General features: G+C 66.2%; 19 protein-coding genes. 6 read left to right on the top strand and 13 right to left on the bottom strand.

All coding sequences use genetic code 11. The features are described 5' to 3' along the window. Positions 1–61 precede the first annotated feature (61 nt). From AC6JAM_RS17220 to AC6JAM_RS17210, 3 genes are read right to left on the bottom strand one after another with little or no spacing between them, the layout of a single operon-like run. On the bottom strand, positions 62–982 hold the full coding sequence (locus AC6JAM_RS17220; RefSeq protein ID WP_134164633.1) for an NAD-dependent protein deacetylase: 921 nt from the start codon (positions 980–982) through the stop codon (positions 62–64). 6 nt (positions 983–988) lie between these two features. Continuing rightward, the gene (locus tag AC6JAM_RS17215; protein ID WP_018769522.1) at positions 989–1483 is read right to left on the bottom strand and encodes a peroxiredoxin; all 495 of its coding nucleotides are present in this window, start codon (positions 1481–1483) and stop codon (positions 989–991) included. Next, the gene (locus AC6JAM_RS17210; RefSeq protein ID WP_026265808.1) at positions 1480–1899 is read right to left on the bottom strand and encodes a DUF3052 domain-containing protein; all 420 of its coding nucleotides are present in this window, start codon (positions 1897–1899) and stop codon (positions 1480–1482) included. Before AC6JAM_RS17210 ends, AC6JAM_RS17215 begins: the two co-directional genes overlap by 4 nt. A gap of 427 nt (positions 1900–2326) precedes the next feature. Between AC6JAM_RS17210 and aceE the strand changes: the two genes are divergently transcribed. The 6 genes from aceE (at position 2327) to AC6JAM_RS17180 (ending at position 10316) form a co-directional block, all read left to right on the top strand. Next, on the top strand, positions 2327–5068 hold the full coding sequence (gene aceE, locus AC6JAM_RS17205) for a pyruvate dehydrogenase (acetyl-transferring), homodimeric type (RefSeq protein WP_223991926.1): 2742 nt from the start codon (positions 2327–2329) through the stop codon (positions 5066–5068). A gap of 191 nt (positions 5069–5259) precedes the next feature. Next, the gene (locus AC6JAM_RS17200) at positions 5260–6504 is read left to right on the top strand and encodes a PucR family transcriptional regulator (RefSeq protein WP_018768270.1); all 1245 of its coding nucleotides are present in this window, start codon (positions 5260–5262) and stop codon (positions 6502–6504) included. Positions 6505–6592: 88 nt separating this feature from the next. Beyond that, positions 6593–7522 (top strand): ACP S-malonyltransferase, encoded by a 930-nt coding sequence (locus AC6JAM_RS17195; protein WP_497935311.1) that lies wholly within the window; start codon positions 6593–6595, stop codon positions 7520–7522. Then, positions 7519–8580 (top strand): beta-ketoacyl-ACP synthase III, encoded by a 1062-nt coding sequence (locus AC6JAM_RS17190; protein ID WP_056387340.1) that lies wholly within the window; start codon positions 7519–7521, stop codon positions 8578–8580. Before AC6JAM_RS17195 ends, AC6JAM_RS17190 begins: the two co-directional genes overlap by 4 nt. Positions 8581–8657: 77 nt before the next feature. Further along, positions 8658–8903 (top strand): acyl carrier protein, encoded by a 246-nt coding sequence (locus AC6JAM_RS17185; RefSeq protein ID WP_009359314.1) that lies wholly within the window; start codon positions 8658–8660, stop codon positions 8901–8903. A 177-nt stretch (positions 8904–9080) separates the two neighbouring features. Continuing rightward, on the top strand, positions 9081–10316 hold the full coding sequence (locus AC6JAM_RS17180) for a beta-ketoacyl-[acyl-carrier-protein] synthase family protein (protein WP_018768273.1): 1236 nt from the start codon (positions 9081–9083) through the stop codon (positions 10314–10316). A gap of 114 nt (positions 10317–10430) precedes the next feature. Here the strand turns inward: AC6JAM_RS17180 and AC6JAM_RS17175 are convergent, their stop codons facing one another. From AC6JAM_RS17175 to rplS, 10 genes are all read right to left on the bottom strand, one after another. Then, a complete protein-coding gene (locus tag AC6JAM_RS17175) occupies positions 10431–10934 on the bottom strand; it encodes a DUF3145 domain-containing protein (protein WP_026265612.1) in 504 nt (167 codons plus the stop codon). A gap of 239 nt (positions 10935–11173) precedes the next feature. Then, positions 11174–12100, bottom strand: coding sequence for a tyrosine recombinase XerC (locus AC6JAM_RS17170; protein WP_018768275.1), 927 nt, complete (start codon positions 12098–12100; stop codon positions 11174–11176). Between the two features lie 46 nt (positions 12101–12146). Next, positions 12147–13334: a DNA-processing protein DprA gene (gene dprA / locus AC6JAM_RS17165; protein ID WP_223991931.1), complete on the bottom strand. Its 1188-nt coding sequence runs from the start codon at positions 13332–13334 to the stop codon at positions 12147–12149. Next, positions 13331–14875 carry a YifB family Mg chelatase-like AAA ATPase gene (locus AC6JAM_RS17160; RefSeq protein ID WP_018768277.1) on the bottom strand — a complete coding sequence of 515 codons (1545 nt, stop codon included), beginning with the start codon at positions 14873–14875 and terminating at the stop codon, positions 13331–13333. The genes dprA and AC6JAM_RS17160 overlap by 4 nt, the downstream gene beginning before the upstream one ends. Next, on the bottom strand, positions 14875–15231 hold the full coding sequence (locus tag AC6JAM_RS17155; RefSeq protein WP_018768278.1) for a YraN family protein: 357 nt from the start codon (positions 15229–15231) through the stop codon (positions 14875–14877). Before AC6JAM_RS17155 ends, AC6JAM_RS17160 begins: the two co-directional genes overlap by 1 nt. A gap of 108 nt (positions 15232–15339) precedes the next feature. Further along, positions 15340–15666 carry a DUF2469 domain-containing protein gene (locus tag AC6JAM_RS17150; protein ID WP_056335405.1) on the bottom strand — a complete coding sequence of 109 codons (327 nt, stop codon included), beginning with the start codon at positions 15664–15666 and terminating at the stop codon, positions 15340–15342. 48 nt (positions 15667–15714) lie between these two features. Further along, on the bottom strand, positions 15715–16470 hold the full coding sequence (gene rnhB, locus AC6JAM_RS17145) for a ribonuclease HII (protein ID WP_056388162.1): 756 nt from the start codon (positions 16468–16470) through the stop codon (positions 15715–15717). A 50-nt stretch (positions 16471–16520) separates the two neighbouring features. Next, positions 16521–17351, bottom strand: a complete 831-nt coding sequence (gene lepB, locus AC6JAM_RS17140) for a signal peptidase I (RefSeq protein WP_056387858.1) — start codon at positions 17349–17351, stop codon at positions 16521–16523. Next, a complete protein-coding gene (lepB, locus tag AC6JAM_RS17135; protein WP_018768282.1) occupies positions 17352–18029 on the bottom strand; it encodes a signal peptidase I in 678 nt (225 codons plus the stop codon). It lies immediately after the preceding gene. A gap of 88 nt (positions 18030–18117) precedes the next feature. Next, positions 18118–18477: a 50S ribosomal protein L19 gene (rplS, locus tag AC6JAM_RS17130; RefSeq protein ID WP_018768283.1), complete on the bottom strand. Its 360-nt coding sequence runs from the start codon at positions 18475–18477 to the stop codon at positions 18118–18120. Positions 18478–18681 lie beyond the last annotated feature (204 nt).

The following is an 18681-nucleotide window of genomic DNA, read 5'->3' as shown; positions in this document are numbered from 1 at the left end:
AAACTCTACCCGACAGGGGGCCGGAAACGCGAATCCCAGCACCGAACCGCCTGAGGTGTCCCTACAGGGCGGGGAGTTCGGCCGCGAGGTAGCCCAGCGCCTGGCTGACGCCGGCTTCAAGCTTGACGGTCGCCTTGTCATCACCCCGGGTGGCGCCCCTGTTGATGATTACCACCGGCTTGGATTCCTTGGCGGCATGCCGCACAAACCGAAGACCGCTCATGACCGTCAGGGATGAACCGGCAACCACCAGCGCGGCTGCCCCGTCCACCATGGCGTACGAACGTTCCACCCGGTCCTTGGGCACATTTTCCCCAAAGTAGACGAAGTCCGGCTTCAGGGTACCGCCGCAGGCAGGACAGACCGGCACCACGAAGCTGCTGATGAGGACCTGGTCCTCCACGGTGGCGTCAGCATCCGGCGCCATCTCCACCAACCCGGACGCCGCTGCCCGTTCCAGGAATCCGGGGTTGAGTTCCTCGAAAACACCGGCCAGGAGGCGCCGGGTGTAGGTCCGCCCGCAGTCGAGGCATATCACCTGGTCATACCGGCCGTGCAGATCGACGACGTTGGAGCTGCCGGCGTCCTGGTGCAGGCGGTCAACGTTCTGGGTAATGAGGCCCGTGAGGTAACCGCGGCGTTCCAGCTCCGCTGCTGAATAGTGGCCCACGTTCGGGTCCGCGTGCCGCATGTGGGACCACCCGATGTGGTTCCGGGCCCAGTAGCGGCGCCGGTTGGCCGCGTCCCGGACAAACTCCTGGTAGGTCATGGGCTGCCGCGGCGGCGAGTCCGGGCCACGGTAGTCCGGAATGCCGGAGTCGGTGCTCAGGCCCGCGCCCGTCAGCAGGGCGAACGGGGCACCGGCAAGCAGGTCGCGGATCCTGGCCAGCACCTCAAGGTCATCGGCTGACAGCGGAGCAGGGGCTACCGGCGGCATGCTGGCAAAGCCGGTAAGGCCCGTCCCCCGCCGATGTTCCGCCATGGTCGATCAGGCCTGTTTCAGATCCGCCAGGGCCGCGCGGTATTCGGCGAAGTCCCGGGCCTGTCCGCGGGGATTCACAACGCTGTAACGGATTCTGCCGTCAGCGTCGATGATGAAGGTGGCGCGTTTGGCCATGCCACTGACGTCGTCGAACACACCGTAAGCACTGGCCACGGCCCCATGCGGCCAGAAGTCGGCAAGGAGGTCGAAGCTGTAGCCTTCCTGCGCCGCATAGGCCCGGAGGCTGAACTTGCTGTCCACGGACACTGCAAGGACCACCGCGTTCGAATCCTCGAATGTGGCCAGGTTGTCCCGTATCTCGCACAGTTCACCCGTGCAGATCCCCGAGAATGCAAACGGGTAAAAGACCAGGGCCACGTTCTGCCCCCGGAAGGATGACAGCGTCACGGGCTCGCCGTACTGGTTGGCAAGCTCGAAGTCGGGCGCTTCCGCGCCCAGTGCAGGAACAGCTGCGGAAGCGGCCTCAACCGCTGCCGTCATTTGTTCTTCCTGCTGACAAGGCGGGTTGCACTCCAGTCCTTCGAGACTCCCGCTGAGGTGGTGACGTGCAGGCCGGCGGTGGGTGCGGCTTCCTGGATGTCTGCTGGCGAGACGTAGCCGTCCCTGCCTGACTTGGGGGTGAGGACCCAGACAACACCGTTTTCGCTCAGGGTAGTGAGGGAATCCATCAGGCTGTCCACCAGGTCCCCGTCGCCGTCGCGCCACCACAGGATGACGGCGTCCGCCACCTCGTGATCGTCCTCGTCCAGCAACTCGGAACCGGTGAGGTCCTCAATATCGTCACGCAAGTCGAAATCGACATCGTCGTCGTAACCGAACTCCTGAATCAGATCCCCGTTCTTGAAACCCAATTTTTCCGCCACATTTACCGAAGTGGCGGCGTCGGCCTCGCTCACGTGTTCCTCCAATACCTCATATATGCAGTGTGCATAGTGATTTCCATTACTCCCAAGCCAACACCCTTTGCGCCTGCGCTTCAAGCTGCCGCCCCCGGGACTGCGCATATTCTGCGTCACATCCGGCTGCAGCATCCCCGTCACAAGGGCTTTTTGTCACACAACCAGTATGACGAACGAAATACAACCGCAGCACCTGACCCGCGGCTACGCATCGCGTTGCGGTCAGGGCTAGAGTGGCTGATGACAACTATGGCTGCGGGACGACAACCTTGTGACTCCGTGCAGACATAGGAGCGCTAGGAAGCTGCCCGGCACACATGCCCGGGCTGTTGTAACCGATACGTCGCACACGGCGTATGTACGCCGGGCAGTCACCCTGCCTGGCCTGAGTGCGCCGATTCATGCGCGCAAAGAGAGGTTGGACGTGGCTGCAGGAGAAGATACCTCCCATATCCTCAGCGGGTTGACTAACCAGCTGCCTGATCGTGATCCGGAAGAGACTGCCGAGTGGGTTGAGTCCCTGGATGCGTTGATCAGGGAACAGGGCACCGAGCGTGCCCAATACATCATGCGGAGCCTGCTGCAGCGCGCCGGCGCGCAGAGTGTCGGGGTGCCGATGGTGACCACCACCGATTACGTGAACACGATCCCGGTGGACCAGGAAGCCCAGTTCCCGGGCAACGAGGAGTACGAGCGCCGGTACCGGGCCTACATGCGGTGGAACGCCGCGGTCATGGTCCACCGGGCGCAGCGGCCCGATATCGGCGTCGGCGGGCACATCTCCACCTACGCCGGTGCCGCGACCCTGTACGAGGTCGGGTTCAACCACTTCTTCCGCGGCAAGGACCACCCCGGCGGCGGGGACCAGGTCTTCTTCCAGGGCCATGCCTCCCCCGGGATGTACGCCCGGGCGTTCATGGAAGGACGCCTCTCCGAGGAGGACCTGGACGGGTTCCGGCAGGAAAAGTCCCGCGAGGGCCATGCCCTGTCCTCCTACCCGCACCCGCGCCTGATGCCGCACTTCTGGGAATTCCCTACCGTGTCCATGGGCATCGGCCCGATGAACGCGATCTACCAGGCCCAGAACAACCGGTACCTGCACAACCGGGGCCTGAAAGACACCTCCGACCAGCAGGTCTGGGCGTTCCTGGGCGACGGCGAAATGGACGAACCCGAATCCCGCGGCCTGCTGCAGCTGGCGGCGAACGAAAACCTGGACAACCTGAACTTCGTGATCAACTGCAACCTCCAGCGCCTGGACGGGCCGGTGCGCGGCAACGGCAAGATCATGCAGGAACTCGAAGCGTTCTTCCGCGGCGCAGGCTGGAACGTGATCAAGGTCGTCTGGGGCCGGGAATGGGATGACCTGCTCACCCGCGACACCGACGGCTCGCTCGTGAAAATCATGAACGAAACCGTCGACGGGGACTACCAGACCTACAAAGCCGAATCCGGCGGGTTCGTCCGCGAACACTTCTTCGGCAAAACCCCGCAGACCAAAGACCTCGTCGCGGACCTCACCGACGACCAGATCTGGAACCTCAAACGCGGCGGCCACGACTACCGCAAGGTCTACGCAGCCTACAAAGCCGCCACCGAATTCAAGGGCAAACCCACCGTCATCCTCGCCCACACCGTCAAGGGCTACGGCCTGGGACCGCACTTCGAGGGCCGCAACGCGACCCACCAGATGAAGAAGCTGACCCTGGATGACCTGAAGAAGTTCCGCGACCACCTGCGGATCCCCGTCAGTGACGAACAGCTCGAGAAGGACTCGTACCGGCCGCCGTACTACCACCCCGGTAACGACGCCCCGGAAATCAAGTACATGATGGAGCGCCGCGCTGCCCTGGGCGGAGCCGTCCCGGAACGCCGGAATACCCACGCCGAGATTGTGCTGCCCGACGCGAAGTCCTACGAGGTGGCAAAGCGCGGTTCTGGCAAGCAGCAGGCCGCCACCACCATGGCCTTCGTCCGGCTCCTCAAGGACCTGATGCGGGATAAGAACTTCGGCAAGCACATCGCCCCGATCATCCCCGACGAAGCACGCACGTTCGGCATGGATGCGTTCTTCCCCACCGCGAAGATCTACAACCCCAAGGGCCAGAACTACCTCTCCGTGGACCGCGACCTGGTCCTGGCCTACAAGGAATCCCCCGCCGGGCAACTGATCCACCCCGGCATCAACGAAGCCGGCGCCGTGGCAGCCTTCACCGCCGCCGGGACCTCCTACGCCACCCACGGCGTGCCCCTGGTCCCGGTCTACGTGTTCTACTCCATGTTCGGCTTCCAGCGCACCGGCGACGCCTTCTGGGCCGCAGCAGACCAAATGACCCGCGGCTTCATCATCGGCGCCACCGCAGGCCGGACCACCCTCACCGGCGAAGGCCTCCAGCACGCCGACGGCCACTCCCCCCTGCTCGCCTCCACCAACCCCGCCGTGCTCACCTACGACCCCGCCTACGGCTACGAAATCGGCCACATCATCCGCTCCGGCCTCGAACGCATGTACGGGCCGGACTCAACGGACAAGAACGTCATGTACTACCTCACCGTGTACAACGAACCCATCGTCCAGCCCGCCGAACCCGAAAACCTCGACATCGAAGGCGTCATCAAGGGCATCTACCTGCTCGCCCCGGCAAAGATCGACGGCCCCCGCACCCAGATCCTCGCCTCCGGCGTCTCCGTGCCCTGGGCCATCGAAGCCCAGCGCGTCCTGGCCGACGACTGGAACGTCTCCGCCGACGTCTGGTCCGTCACCTCCTGGAACGAACTGCGCCGCGACGGCCTCGCCGCCGAAGAAGAAGCCTTCCTCAACCCCGGCCAACCCGCCCGCACCCCGTTCGTCACCCAGCAACTCGAAGGCGCCACCGGCCCCATCGTCGCCGTCTCCGACTACATGAAAGCCGTCCCCGACCAGATCCGGCAGTTCGTCCCCAACGAATTCGCCACCCTCGGCGCCGACGGCTTCGGCTTCTCCGACACCCGCGCAGCAGCCCGCCGCTACTTCAAGAACGACACCCACTCCATCGTGGTGCGTGCCCTTGAAATGCTGGCGCGCCGTGGCGAGGTGGATGTTGACGCCCCGGTCAAGGCCATCGAGAAGTACAAGCTGCTCAACGTCAATGCCGGCACCACCGGCAATGCCGGGGGCGAAGCCTAGCCTTCCGGCTGGACAGCGTATCAAGCAGCATCACGACGACGGCGGCCCCCACCTACCAAGGTGGGGGCCGCCGTCGTCGTGTCTGTAGTGTGCGGCACCGGACGGGGCCGGACGTCTTGTGATCCGTGACAAGGCGGATTGTAGCCTTCGCACAAATGGAGCTTGCGCGACGGTGGCCGTATGCTCAAAGAATGCCAGCACCAGCCAGCCCGTCCTCCAAGCGGAAACCGACCCCGCCGAAGGTCACGCCGGAGAAGTCCGAAACCCTCAAGCAGCTCCGCGCCAACGTCGGCCAGCTCTCCACCAGCACCATGCGCAAGCTGGAGCAGTCGCTCCCCTGGTACAGCCGGCTCAGTGCGGATGAGCGGTCGGCACTGGGAATGGTGGCACAGAACGGCATCGCCGCTTTCGTGACCTGGTACGAACGGCCGAGCTCGCCGTCGTGGATCCTCACGGATGTCTTTGGGACAGCCCCCACGGAACTCACGCGGTCGATCAGCCTGCAGAAGGCGTTGCAGCTGATCAGGATCGTGGTGGAGGTGGTGGAGGACCAGGTTCCGGTCATCGCGCCGGAAGCCGACCAGCCGTCCCTGCGCGAAGCAGTCCTGCGCTATTCGCGGGAGGTGGCCTTCGCCGCCGCCGACGTGTACGCCCGCGCTGCCGAATCCCGCGGCTCCTGGGATACCCGGTTGGAAGCCCTGATCGTGGATGCGATCCTGCGCGGCGAAAACACGGACGCCCTGCGCTCACGCATCGCAGCGCTTGGCTGGAAGGCGCAGGAGAGGTTCACCGTGATGGTGGGCAATTCGCCCTCCGAACCCAGCGCCAGCTACGTCAGCGAGTTGCGGCGGATGGCCGGGCGCTATGCCGAGGACGCGCTGGTGGGCATCCAGGGCGACCGGCTGATCCTCATCCTTGGCGGCGTGCAGGACCGCGAAACAGCCTATGTGAAGCTCAGCGACATGTTCGCCCCCGGACCCGTGGTTTACGGGCCCGAGGCCAGCTCGCTGCTGGAAGCCAGCGGTTCCGCGCAGTCGGCCTTTGCGGGGCTTACCGCCGCGCGCGCCTGGCCCTCCGCTCCGCGGCCGGTAGCCGCGGACGACCTTCTGCCCGAACGCGTTATTTCCGGCGATGATGCGGCGCGCCGCTCGCTGGTGAAGAACATTTACCGGCCCCTCCTGGCGGCGTCCAACGGCCTGGTGGAAACGCTGGGAACGTACCTGGAACTGGGCCACTCGCTGGAGGCGACAGCCCGGGAACTCTTCGTCCACGCCAATACTGTTCGGTACCGGCTGAAGCGCGTCTGCGACGTCACAGGCTGGGATCCGTTGCTGCCGCGGGAGGCGTTCGTCCTGCAGGCCGCGCTGGTGGTGGGCCGGCTGTCGGCCCCGCCCAAGGCCGCCACGGAGCGGCAACCGTCCCGTAACCAGTCGTGAGGCATTGTAGACTTCCTACAACCTGACCCCGTGAGCTTGGTGCGGTGAAACACCGCTGGATCACACAGTAATTTGGAAAGCTGGTTACGTGCTTGCAATAGTCTGCCCTGGACAGGGCTCACAGACCCCGGGTTTTCTGGCCCCCTGGCTGGAACTTCCCTCGGTGGCAGGCCAGCTGGCCTCCCTGAGTGACATCGCAGGCATTGACCTGATAGCCCACGGGACCACCTCCGACGAGGAAACCATCAAGGACACTGCGGTTGCGCAGCCCCTGATCGTTGCCGCGGGGCTGGTCACCGCCGCCTCCCTCTTCGATGTCGAACTCAACTCCCTTCCGGTGATCCTCGCGGGCCACTCCGTGGGTGAAATCACCGCCTCCGCCCTGGCTGGAGTGCTGACGGAGCAGGAAGCCATGACCTTCGTCCGCGAACGTGCCAACAGCATGGCCGCCGCGGCAGCCGTCACCCCCGCAGGCATGAGCGCCGTCGTAGGCGGTGACCCGGCCGAGGTGCTGGCAGCCATCGAGGCGGCCGGCGCCGCCCCCGCCAACGTCAACGGGGCAGGCCAGACAGTGGCGGCCGGAACCTTTGAACAGCTGAAGGCCCTGGCCGAGAACCCGCCCGCCAAGGCCCGCGTCATCCCGCTCAAGGTGGCCGGCGCCTTCCACACCAGCCATATGTCGCCCGCTGTCAGCGCGCTTGAGAAACTGAAGCCGCAGCTGAACCCGGTGGCGCCCAAGGTGCCGCTGCTGTCGAATTTCGACGGCGGTGAAGTCACGGACGGTGATGCCGCCGTCGAAAGCCTGATTGCCCAGGTGTCCCGCCCGGTCCGGTGGGACCTCTGCATGGAGAGCATGGTCAACCGCGGTGTGACCGGCGTGATCGAACTCGCCCCTGCCGGCACGCTGGCCGGACTGGCCAAGCGCGGCATGCCCGGCGTCAAGACCGTTGCGGTGAAGACTCCTGATGACCTCTCCGCGGCCCTGGCGCTCTTTGCAGAACTGGAGGGCAACGCATGAGCGTTCCCACGCTGAAACAGGTTCCCATCCACGAGCACAGCCGCATCCTTGGCCTGGGGGCCTACCGGCCGGACGTCATCGTCACCAACGAGGACGTGTGCCAGTGGATTGATTCCTCGGACGAGTGGATCCGCCAGCGCACCGGCATCGTCACCCGCCACCGCGCGGCTGCCGACGTCAGCGTGATCGACATGGCAGAGGGCGCTGCCCGCGAAGCCATGGAGAAGGCCGGTATTGACGCCTCGGAGCTCGGGGCCGTCATTGTTTCCACCGTGACACACCCCTACGCGACGCCTTCCGCCGCAGCCAGCCTGGCCGACAGGATCGGCGCCACGCCCGCACCTGCCTTTGATATTTCCGCCGCTTGCGCCGGCTACTGCTACGGGATTGCCCAGGCCGACGCCCTGGTCCGCTCCGGTACCGCAAAGTATGTCCTGGTGGTGGGGGCCGAAAAGCTTTCCGACGTCATCGACAACCGGGAACGCACCATCTCCTTCCTGCTCGGTGATGGTGCCGGCGCCGTCGTGATCGGCCCCTCCGACACCCCGGGCATCGCCCCCTCGGTATGGGGCTCAGACGGCAGCAAGTGGGACGCCATTGGCATGACCCGCTCCCTGCTTGACGTCCGCGACCTCGGCCTCGCCGCCCGGCAGTCCGACTCCACGGGCGACCTCGCCCTCCTGGAGGAAGCCCAGGAGCTCTATCCCACCCTCCGCCAGGACGGCCAGACGGTGTTCCGCTGGGCAGTGTGGGAAATGGCCAAGGTGGCCCAGCAGGCACTCGATGCTGCCGGCATCCAGGCTGAAGACCTGGTTGCCTTCATCCCCCACCAGGCCAACATGCGCATCATCGACGAGATGGTGAAGAAGCTGAAGCTGCCCGAGACGGTTACAGTGGCACGGGACATTGCCGAGGCCGGCAACACGTCCGCTGCCTCGATCCCGCTGGCAACGCACCGGCTCCTGCAGGAGAACCCCGGACTGAGCGGCGGGCTGGCCCTGCAGATCGGTTTCGGTGCCGGGCTGGTCTTCGGCGCACAGGTAGTTGTCCTTCCCTAGATACGCCCAAGGGTCGCAACCGCGGCCCGGACCGTTTCCGGCAGTCCCTGCCGGCAATACAAGAAAAGGAGCCACCAATGGCTAGCAACGAAGAGATCCTGGCCGGCTTGGCTGAAATCGTCAACGAGGAAACCGGCCTGGCCCCGGAGGCCGTCGAGTTGGACAAGTCCTTCACCGAGGACCTGGACATCGACTCCATCTCCATGATGACCATCGTGGTCAACGCCGAGGAAAAGTTCGGCGTCCGCATCCCGGACGAAGAGGTCAAGAACCTCAAGACTGTTGGCGACGCCGTCAGCTTCATCGCCGGAGCACAGGCCTAGCCAAGGGCTTTCGCCGTCCTACGGCTTGGCGGGGCTGCCGGTCCGGACTGACCGGACCGGCAGCCCGCCGCATTTATCCGGCACAGTACCCCCCGACCGGGACTGGCCGATCATCAAACTGTGCGGGACCCTGCGGCAGCCGCAGGCGGATACCCCCACCGACGAAAGAGTGATCCCATGACACGCAAAGTAGTCATTACCGGTCTGGGCGCCACTACGCCCATCGGCGGCGATGTGCCCACAATGTGGAGCAACGCCCTCAAGGGGGTCTCCGGTGCCCGCACCCTGGAGGACGACTGGGTAGCCAAGTACGAACTCCCTGTCCACTTCGCCGCACGGTGCAGCACGCCGGCCCTTGATGTCCTCAGCCGCGTCGAGGCCAAGCGGATGGACCCGTCCACCCAGTTCGGCGTCATCGCTGCCCGGGAAGCCTGGGCCGATTCGGGCATCACGGAATTCGACCAGGACCGGCTGGCTGTTGCCTTTGCCACCGGCATCGGTGGCGTCTGGACGCTGCTGGACGCCTGGGACACCCTGAAGGAAAAGGGCCCGCGCCGCGTCCTGCCCATGACGGTGCCCATGCTCATGCCCAATGGTGTTGCCGCGGCCGTGAGCCTGGACCTCGGTGCCCGCGCCGGCGCCCACACCCCCGTCTCCGCCTGCGCCTCCGGCACGGAGGCCATGCACCTTGGCCTGGAGCTCATCCGCTCGGGCAAGGCCGACGTCGTCATGTGCGGCGGCGCCGAGGCAGCCATCCACCCCATGCCGCTGGCAGCATTTGCCTCGATGCAGGCGCTGTCCCGCCGGAACGATGATCCCCAGGGCGCCTCACGCCCGTACGACACCGGCCGTGACGGCTTCGTCATGGGCGAAGGTGCCGGCGCCCTGGTCCTCGAGGCCGAGGAACACGCCCTGGCCCGCGGAGCCCGCATCTATGCCGAGCTCGCCGGTACGTCCGTCACCGCTGACGCCTACCACATCACTGCCCCGGATCCCCAGGGGCTTGGTGCCACCCGCGCACTGAAGGCGGCCATGTTCGACGGCCGGATCCAGGCTGAGGACGTGGTTCACGTCAACGCCCACGCCACTTCCACCCCTGTCGGCGACAAGCCCGAGTACACGGCCCTGCGTGCGGCCCTGGGCAGCCACGTGGACGACGTGGCGGTCTCTGCCACCAAGTCGCAGATGGGCCACCTCCTGGGCGCTTCGGGGGCGGTTGAGGCTGTCCTCACCGTACTGGCCGTCCATGACCGCAAGGCGCCGGTGACCATCAACCTCGAAAACCAGGATCCGGAGATCCCGCTCGACGTGGTCACCTCCGCCCGCGACCTCCCTGCAGGGAACATCGTGGCACTGAGCAACTCCTTTGGCTTCGGCGGCCACAACGCCGTCGTGGCTATCCGCAGCATCTAGGCGCTGCCCGGGGAAGTCACCCCGGACGGCAAAGGAGGCCCCGCCGCTTGGCGGGGCCTCCTTTGCGCTATGGAGGTGTTGTGGTGTCGTCGCGGTAAAAGTGGACGACGGCGGTCAGCCCACCTGGTGCAGCCAGCGAACGGGAGCGCCTTCGGCAGCGTGGCGGAACGGTTCAAGTTCTTCGTCCCACGCCTCGCCGAGGGCGAGGGACAGCTCGTGGTAGACGGCGGCGGGGTCGCCGGCTCCGGACTCGTAGGCGTACCGGATGCGGTCCTCGGACACCATGATGTTGCCGTGGACGTCCGTGACGGCATGGAAGATCCCCAGTTCGGGGGTGTGCGACCACCGGCCACCATCCACGCCCTGGCTGGGCTCCTCCGTCACCTCATAGCGGAGATGCGCCCAACCGCGCAGGCAGGACGCCAGTTTCGATCCCGTTCCGGGGGTTCCGGTCCAGGACAGTTCGGCCCGGAACATTCCGGGCGCAGCAGGCTGCGGGGTCCACTCAAGGTCCGTCCGCTTGTCCACCACGGCGCCGACTGCCCACTCAACGTGGGGGCACAGCGCCGTAGGGGCCGAGTGAACGAACAGCACACCGCGGGTCATTGCAACAGACATTCCATCCTCCATAGCTCTAGGTACGTCTTCCCCAACGACCTCGGCCTGGATGGAACTGCTGCGCCCTGCACTGCGGCGATGGTTCCCTGCCTGTATTCAGATGTATCAGATTAAGCTGTGTCCGGGCTTGCCGCGCGGTCCGAAGCCGTGAGAGCTTCAAGCCGCACTTGAAAGTTGCCGGACGTGACTCTTATTGTGCCGTACGCCATGGAATTACGCCAGTGCGATTACCTCGGCGATCAGGCCCTGGGATGCGCCTGCTGGTAACTCTTCCGGAGCCGGTCAACCGAGACGTGTGTGTAGATCTGGGTGGTGGCCAGGCTGCTGTGGCCAAGAATCTCCTGCACTGCCCGGAGGTCCGCGCCGCCGTCGAGCAGATGAGTGGCCGCCGAGTGGCGCAGGGCGTGGGGCCCGGACGCGGAGGTATCACCGAGCGCCTCAAACAGGGCGTTGACCAGGGCGCGCACCTGCCGCTGGTCGACCCGTCCACCGCGGGCACCGAGGAAGAGGGCGGGCCCGCTGGTGTCCTTCACCAGTCCCGGGCGCCCGCGCCGGAGCCAGTCGTCCACGGCCACCGCGGCCGGGACTCCAAACGGAACCGTGCGTTCCTTGTTGCCCTTGCCGATGACCCGCAGCGTCCGGCGGTCCGGGTCAAGGTCGTCGACGTCCAGTCCGGCGAGTTCGCCTACCCGGATACCTGTGGCGTAAAGGAGTTCCACGATGGCGCGGTTGCGTACAGCCAGCGGTTCGCCCTCCGCGGCCGCCCTTTCCAGGCCCTCCAGTATGCGCGCGAGCTGGGAGGCCTGCAGGACCCCCGGCAGGGACCCCTCGCGTTTGGGTGCCTTCAGCCGCAGGGCCGGGTCTGCGGTGATGAGTTCCTCCCGTACGGCCCAGGCGGTGAAGGCCCGTGCCGTGGCAGACCGGCGTGCCAGCGTCGCCCGCGAGGCGCCCGCCGAACTTTGGCTGCCAAGCCAGCGGCGGAATGTCCCCAGTTCAAGCTCCTTCAGCCCTGCCACGCCTTCCGATGCAGCATGGGCCAGGAGGCTGCGCAGGTCGCCCAGGTACGCACGCATGGTATGGGCGGACATCCCGCGCTCCCCTGACAGGTACCCGGCGAACGCGTCCAGTGCCTTGGCCAGTTCCCCGGGCAGTTCTTCATTGTCCACTCCTCTACTTTCCCAGTTGCCCGGCCGGTACCGCCGGTGGACACGGTCATGCCTTGCCGCGTTTCCAGCCGCCCCGCTCCGATACGGCGAGTCCCAGCAGCCCCAGCCTCCCAAGTCCTGCCCTGACGGAGTCCTGGCCAAGCCCGGCCACGGCTGAGAGCTTTTCCACGGACGCAGTGGAGCGGAGCGGAAGCGCGTCCAGCAGGATCAGGTCCTCCAGGGTCAGCCCGTCCTGCACTGCAACGTCTGCGGTGGGCTGATCGGGAAGGGCAGCTCCACTCGGCGAGGCGAGTTCGGCCACTTCAGCCGCGTCGGTGACGCAGACGGCTCCCCCGTCCCGGAGGAGTCGGTGGCAACCGGCGGAGTTGGCACTGTGGACGGATCCGGGTACGGCCCCGACGGCTCGGCCCAGGGTCTCTGCGTGATGGGCGGTATTAAGCGCCCCAGACCGCCAGCGCGCCTCCACCACCACTGTCACCGCGGAGAGGGCAGCAATGAGGCGGTTCCTCTGGAGGAAGCGGTAGCGGGTAGGGGCCGACCCCGGTGGTACCTCGGCCAGCACCGCACCCTGGTTTGCCACGGCCCGCAGCAGGTCGTCATTACCGGATGGATAGAAGCGGTCCACTCCCCCGGCCATGACGGCGATGGTGGGGACGGCGGAGGAACTGCCGGCGAGGGCGGCTCTGTGGGCATGAGCGTCGATACCGTAAGCTCCGCCGGAGACCACCGTGAAACCCCGCTGCGCCAGCGAGTAAGCGATGTCCCCTGTCACGGACGCACCATAGCTGGTGCTGTCCCGCGATCCCACGAGGGCGATGGATTTGTCCGCACCCGGCAACGGTTGTTCCTGCCCGCGCCACCAAAGGCAGATGGGCTCCTGGATTCCCAAGTCGGCAAGTTGGGCCGGCCACAGCTCATCACCGGGAATGATGAGGCGTCCGCCGAGCCGGGCCATAGTGGCCAGGTCGCGTTCGGGCGCAAGGTCGGGCAGCCGTGGCCGCCAACGCTTCAACGCGGCTGCCAGTCCGGCCCAACTGCCGGCAGCCCCGCTGTCAGCCAGCAGCGATGTCATCCCGCGCTCCAGGTCGGGCCCGGGTGCCACCTCACCGGCAGCGATGCGCAGCGCGTCCGTTGCCCCTGCCATCTGGACAAGGGCCAGGCCCGCGGTGTCCTGGGGCTCCATGAGCCGTGACAGGGCGGCCCGGGCCAGCCGTTCGGCATCCCTGGGTGTCATGCCGCGGCCGCCGAAGCCTGCCGCAGGCCCAGGGCCTGTCCGATGTCGTTCGGGTCCGGCGTATCGCGGTGCCCCAGGTCCGCCAGCGTCCACGCGAGCCGAAGGACACGGTCATACCCGCGGGCGGTAAGTACCCCCCGCTCCAGGGACTGGTCAAGGATCCGGGTCGCGGCCGCGGGGAGACGCAGTTCACCGCGGAGGATGCGCCCCGGCACCTGGGAATTGGTCTCCAGGCCGAAGCACCGTAACCGTTCCGCCTGCCGGGCACGCGCGTCCAGGACCCGGCCTGCCACTGATGCAGTGCCCTCTTCCGCGCCCGCTTGGCCAAACTCGGCCAGGGATACGCGCTCCACCTGCAGTTGGATGTCCACCCGGTCCAGCAGGGGCCCGGACATCCTGGCCAGATAGCGGCGGCGCATCACGGGTGTGCAGGTGCAGTCCAGCCCCTTGCCCGATGCCTTGCCGCAGGGGCAGGGGTTGGCGGCGAGCACCAGCTGGAAACGGGCCGGATAGGCGGCTGTTCCGGCTGACCGGTGGATAACCAGCTCCCCGCTCTCCAGCGGCTGCCGCAGCGCGTCCAGGACACGCCGCTCGTACTCCGGTGCCTCATCCAGGAAAAGCACGCCCCGGTGGGCACGTGATGCTGCCCCCGGCCGGGGCAGGCCGGTCCCGCCGCCGATGATGGCGGCAGCGGTGGCTGAGTGGTGCGGGTTCTCGAACGGCGGCCGGCGCAGGAGCTGTACCGAGGATGCGGGCAGGCCGCACAGCGAGTGGATGGCCGTGACTTCCATGGACTCGTGGTCGCCAAGGTCCGGCAGGAGGCCCGGCAGCCGCTCCGCCAGCATGGTCTTGCCGGCTCCTGGCGGCCCGGTGAGGAGCAGATGATGGGCGCCCGCCGCCGCCACTTCCAGAGCCCTGCGGGCTTCGCCCTGCCCGGAGACGTCTGCCATGTCGGGACACGGGCCGGGAAGCGCCTGGCCGTCACCGGCGTCATCGGCCTCGTCCGGTTCGAAGTCCAGGGCAAGTTCCTGGGGGTCCGCCCCAAAGTCGAGGGCAAGCCGGGCAAGCGTGCGGTACCCGCGCACCTTGGCTCCGGGGACCAGGGAGGCCTCGGCGAGGTTGGCCTGGGCCACCACGATCTCCGGATACCCGGCCTGCACCGACGCCATGACCGCCGGCAGGATTCCCCGCACCGGCCGCAGCCTCCCGTCGAGCCCCAGCTCGGCGATAAAGACTGTGCGCCCCGTGGGCTTGATGTCGTTCGCTGCCCGGAGGACGGCCATGGTGACGGCGAGATCGAAGCCGGAGCCTCGTTTCGGCAGTGAGGCAGGAATGAGGTTTGCGGTGATCTTCCTTCGGCTGAGCGGGATCCCGGAGTTCTTCGCGGCTGAGCGGATGCGCTCCTTGGCTTCGTTGAGGGAAGCGTCCGGCAGCCCAAGAATGACGAAGGCCGGGAGCGTCTGGCCGATGTCAGCCTCGACTTCCACCATGTAGCCGTTGAGCCCGACGAGGGCGATGGAGTAGGTGCGCCCGAGGGACATTACCCCACCCCCTTGAGGTGTTCGACCACGGGTTCCCCGCCGCCGTCGTCCACGACGGCTATGACGTCCACGCGGCGCAGCGGCATCCGCAGTTCGCGGTCACGGCACCAGGCAGCAGCGAGGCGGTGCAGCCGGGCCAGCTTTTCCGGACCGACGGCTTCAAACGGATGGCCGTAGTCGAGCGAACGGCGGGTTTTGACTTCGGCGATCACCAGCGCATCGCCGTCGAGGGCGACGATATCAATCTCGCCCCCGGCGCACCGCCAGTTGCGCTCCACCACCAGCATGCCCAGCGCTTCAAGATAGCCCACGGCAAGGTCTTCGCCCCGCCGGCCCAACAGGTCTTTGGATTTCATGTGTACCTCCGCAACCAGCCTGGAGGCGAAGGGCCGCGGAAGACAGAAGGCCCCTGCCGTATGTGGACAGGGGCCGGTGTGGAGGGGAAGTCAGGGTCCCGCGGGACCCTAGTTGCCCAGGTCTACATCCTTGGGCAGGGCCAGTTCCTCGTTGCGGGGCAGTTCCTCCACGTTCACGTCCTTGAAGGTCAGGACCCTGACGCTTTTGACGAACCGTGCCGAGCGGTAGACATCCCATACCCAGGCGTCCTGGAGGGTCAGGTCGAAATAGACCTCACCATCGGCGCTGCGGGCCTGGAGGTCCACATGGTTGGCCAGGTAAAAGCGCCGTTCGGTCTCGACAACGTAGCTGAAGAGGCCGACCACGTCGCGGTATTCACGATAGAGCTGAAGCTCCATGTCGGTTTCATAGTTCTCAAGATCCTCAGCACTCATGCTTCCATCTTGCACCATGTCCGGCACGGGTGCCGCGGGTGGCGGGGGTCAGTCTTCGTACGGCTCGTCCCCGTCGGGCACCTCGGCGTCCTGCAGTTCCCCGCCAAGCAGCCGCCAGCTTACCCTGTGGTACGGTGTGGGCCCGGCGGCGCGGAGGACGTTCCGATGGGCTGCCGTGGCATATCCCTTGTTGATGTCCCAGCCGTAATCGGGATATTCGGTGTGCAGTTCCCGCATCATCCGGTCCCGTTCCACCTTGGCAATAACACTTGCGGCCGCGACGCTGAGGCACTGCATGTCCGCCTTGACCTTGGTATGGACCGGGGCTTCACACGCGGCCTCCAGCACGGGCTGGTCGAACAGGGACAGCTGGCCTGCCGGGGAAAGCCAGTTGTGGCTTCCATCAAGCAGCACAGCCTCCGGGATGATGCCGGCGCTGATGATGCTGTTCCACGCGCGGGTTCCCGCCAGCCGAAGGGCAGCGATGATGCCGAGTGAATCTATCTCGCCGGCGGAAGCGTGTCCCACCGCCGATGCGATACTCCACCGGCGCACCAGGGGATCCAGCCGTTCCCGTTCCGCAGGGCTCAGGAGTTTGCTGTCCCGCACGCCTGCAAGCGGCTTCTGGCGTTCCAGGTCAACGACGGCGATTCCCACGCTGACAGGACCGGCGAGGGCACCCCGGCCAACCTCATCCACCCCGGCAAGCAGGCGCACCCCCTGGGCCTTGAAGGTACGCTCGTGCCGCAGCGTGGGCGCCTTGGCTCCGCGTGCTGCCGGTTTTGAGCCGGAGCGCGCCTTCACTGCCGGGGTAGTCTGCACTGCTGGGGACGCCTGCACTGCTGAAGGCACGGTCAGTGGGCCGCCGGGACGCTGCGGAACACGTCCGGGTAGTTGTCCAGGGTCTTGATCCTGTTCAGCGGCCAGGCGATGACCGCGGCCTTGCCTTCGAGGTCCTTGAGATTGATGAATCCGCCGTCAGTCTCCATGTGCGCACGGGAATCGGCAGAGTGGTTCCGGTTGTCACCCATCACCCACACCTTGCCTTCCGGTACGGTGACGTCAAAGTTGCGGATCTGCGGGACTTCCGCGGGATTGATGTAGGTCTCGTCAATCGCGGTCCCGTTAATGGTCAGTTTACCGCCGGCGTCACAGCAGACAACGTGGTCGCCCGGGAGCCCGATGACACGCTTGACCAGGTGCTGTTCGGAGTTGTCGGGCAGGAGGCCGACGAACGTCAGGCCGTCCTGGACCCAGGTGAACGGTCCCTGTGCCTTGGCCGGGGCCGGCGGCAGCCAGCCCTTGGTGTCACGGAATACCACCACGTCGCCACGGCTGAGCGCGAAGGGCTCCGGCACCAGGAGGTTCACGAAGATCCGGTCATCCACGTCGAGGGTGTTCACCATGGATTCCGAGGGAATGAAGAATGCCCGGAACAGGAAGGTCTTGATAAGGAAGGACAGCACCACGGCGATGACCACCACCGTGGCGATTTCCCTGAGCCAGCCGAGCACGGGATTGCCGCCGGACTTGGCGGCCGCTGCCTTCGACGCCGTCCTGTGCCGCCGATGGACGGGGGCGGCGGTTTCCGGGGTGTCGCCGGGTACGGAGGGAACTGGAACGGTGGGCGTTTCTGATGCGCCGTCATGGCGCGGTTCAGGTTTCCGCGCGTGATTCTCGGGCATTTACCGTCCGTTCTGTGTTGTCGGCCCCGCTGCGGGCGGCCGTGCTACTGGAGCAAATCTATCAAGCGGCCAAAGGATCTGGACCGGCCGGCCAATCACCCTGTCCAGCGGAACCAGTCCGCCGCCGGGAGCACCGAGCAGGCTGCGGGAGTCAGCGGACACCGAGCGGTGGTCCCCCATCAGCCAAAGCCTGCCCTCCGGAACCGCGGTGCTGAACTTCTGCGTGCTCGGCGCGTCGCCGGAAAAAATGTAGGGCTCATCCATGGGTGTGCCGTTGACGGTGACCTTGCCGCCGGCGTCACAGCAGGCCACCGTGTCGCCGGGAAGGCCGATGACCCGTTTGACGTAGGTTGTGTCGCTGCCGGTCAGGCCGAGCCACTGCATGGCGGCAGCGGCTGCGTCCGGCAGCGGACCCTTGCCGCTGTTCAACGGTGCAAAGCTGCCACGGCCATCGAAGACAACGACGTCCCCGTGCCGGATGGGTTCGGACTGGAAGTCCGTGCGTGACACCAGGATCCGGTCCCCGCCCTGCAGGAGCGGCTCCATGGAATCCGAGGGGATGAAGTAGACGTCAAGCCACAGGGACCGGACCACTCCGCTGATGGCCACCGCGAGGAGCAGGGCCAGTAAAACAAAACGCCAGCCCATTTTGCGGGGCTGGCGTTTTGTCTGGTGCATGGTCCGTATCCTGGCGCTGGTGCATTGCTCCGGCGCATGCCGGGTACGGCCGCGCTCCAGCCTGGCCGTAAGTCCGGGCAGAACTTACTTACTTGGCGGAGCTGAAGTCGCGCTTTTCCTTGATCTTCGCGGCCTTGCCACGCAGTGCACGCATGTAGTACAGCTTGGCGCGGCGGACGTCACCCTTGGTGACAACCTCGATCTTTTCGATGATCGGGGAGTGCACCGGGAAGGTACGCTCCACGCCGACACCGAAGGAGACCTTGCGAACGGTGAAGGTTTCGCGCACGCCGTCGCCCTGGCGGCCCAGGACGAAGCCCTGGAAGACCTGGACACGGGTGTTCTTGCCTTCGATGATGTTCACGTGCACCTTGAGCGTGTCGCCGGCGCGGAACTCGGGAACATCGTTGCGCAGCGAGGCTGCATCGACGGAATCGAGAATATGCATGATTGCACTCCTGGTGAACGCCACAGGTCATTCACTTTGGGTCACGGCGGGCAAGTCCGGCTGCCGGAAGGCAGGCCGGGTCTCACCGCCGAAGTAAAATAGTCCGGCCGCTTCAAGGGTTGACGGGGCCGGTTGTCCGGCTGTTGGCCGCGCTACCCCCTGTGGCAGGTGCGGACCCAGCAGACACAAGGGTTAATTTTGCCA

The organism is Arthrobacter sp. GmRoot5-12, assembly GCF_059739365.1.
The sequence above is the reverse complement of the archived record's forward strand: the minus strand, read 5'-3'. Positions and strand labels throughout refer to the sequence as shown.

Coding starts and splice junctions, on each gene's coding strand:
- AC6JAM_RS17160 (WP_018768277.1), bottom strand. CDS start 14,875: ATGTCCCTCGGGCGCACCTACTCCATCGCCCTCGTCGGGCTCAACGGC.
- AC6JAM_RS17150 (WP_056335405.1), bottom strand. CDS start 15,666: ATGAGTGCTGAGGATCTTGAGAACTATGAAACCGACATGGAGCTTCAG.
- lepB (WP_018768282.1), bottom strand. CDS start 18,029: ATGCACCAGACAAAACGCCAGCCCCGCAAAATGGGCTGGCGTTTTGTT.
- dprA (WP_223991931.1), bottom strand. CDS start 13,334: ATGACACCCAGGGATGCCGAACGGCTGGCCCGGGCCGCCCTGTCACGG.
- rplS (WP_018768283.1), bottom strand. CDS start 18,477: ATGCATATTCTCGATTCCGTCGATGCAGCCTCGCTGCGCAACGATGTT.
- AC6JAM_RS17175 (WP_026265612.1), bottom strand. CDS start 10,934: ATGTCTGTTGCAATGACCCGCGGTGTGCTGTTCGTTCACTCGGCCCCT.
- AC6JAM_RS17200 (WP_018768270.1), top strand. CDS start 5,260: ATGCCAGCACCAGCCAGCCCGTCCTCCAAGCGGAAACCGACCCCGCCG.
- AC6JAM_RS17190 (WP_056387340.1), top strand. CDS start 7,519: ATGAGCGTTCCCACGCTGAAACAGGTTCCCATCCACGAGCACAGCCGC.
- AC6JAM_RS17220 (WP_134164633.1), bottom strand. CDS start 982: ATGGCGGAACATCGGCGGGGGACGGGCCTTACCGGCTTTGCCAGCATG.
- AC6JAM_RS17185 (WP_009359314.1), top strand. CDS start 8,658: ATGGCTAGCAACGAAGAGATCCTGGCCGGCTTGGCTGAAATCGTCAAC.
- AC6JAM_RS17180 (WP_018768273.1), top strand. CDS start 9,081: ATGACACGCAAAGTAGTCATTACCGGTCTGGGCGCCACTACGCCCATC.
- lepB (WP_056387858.1), bottom strand. CDS start 17,351: ATGCCCGAGAATCACGCGCGGAAACCTGAACCGCGCCATGACGGCGCA.
- AC6JAM_RS17215 (WP_018769522.1), bottom strand. CDS start 1,483: ATGACGGCAGCGGTTGAGGCCGCTTCCGCAGCTGTTCCTGCACTGGGC.
- AC6JAM_RS17155 (WP_018768278.1), bottom strand. CDS start 15,231: ATGAAATCCAAAGACCTGTTGGGCCGGCGGGGCGAAGACCTTGCCGTG.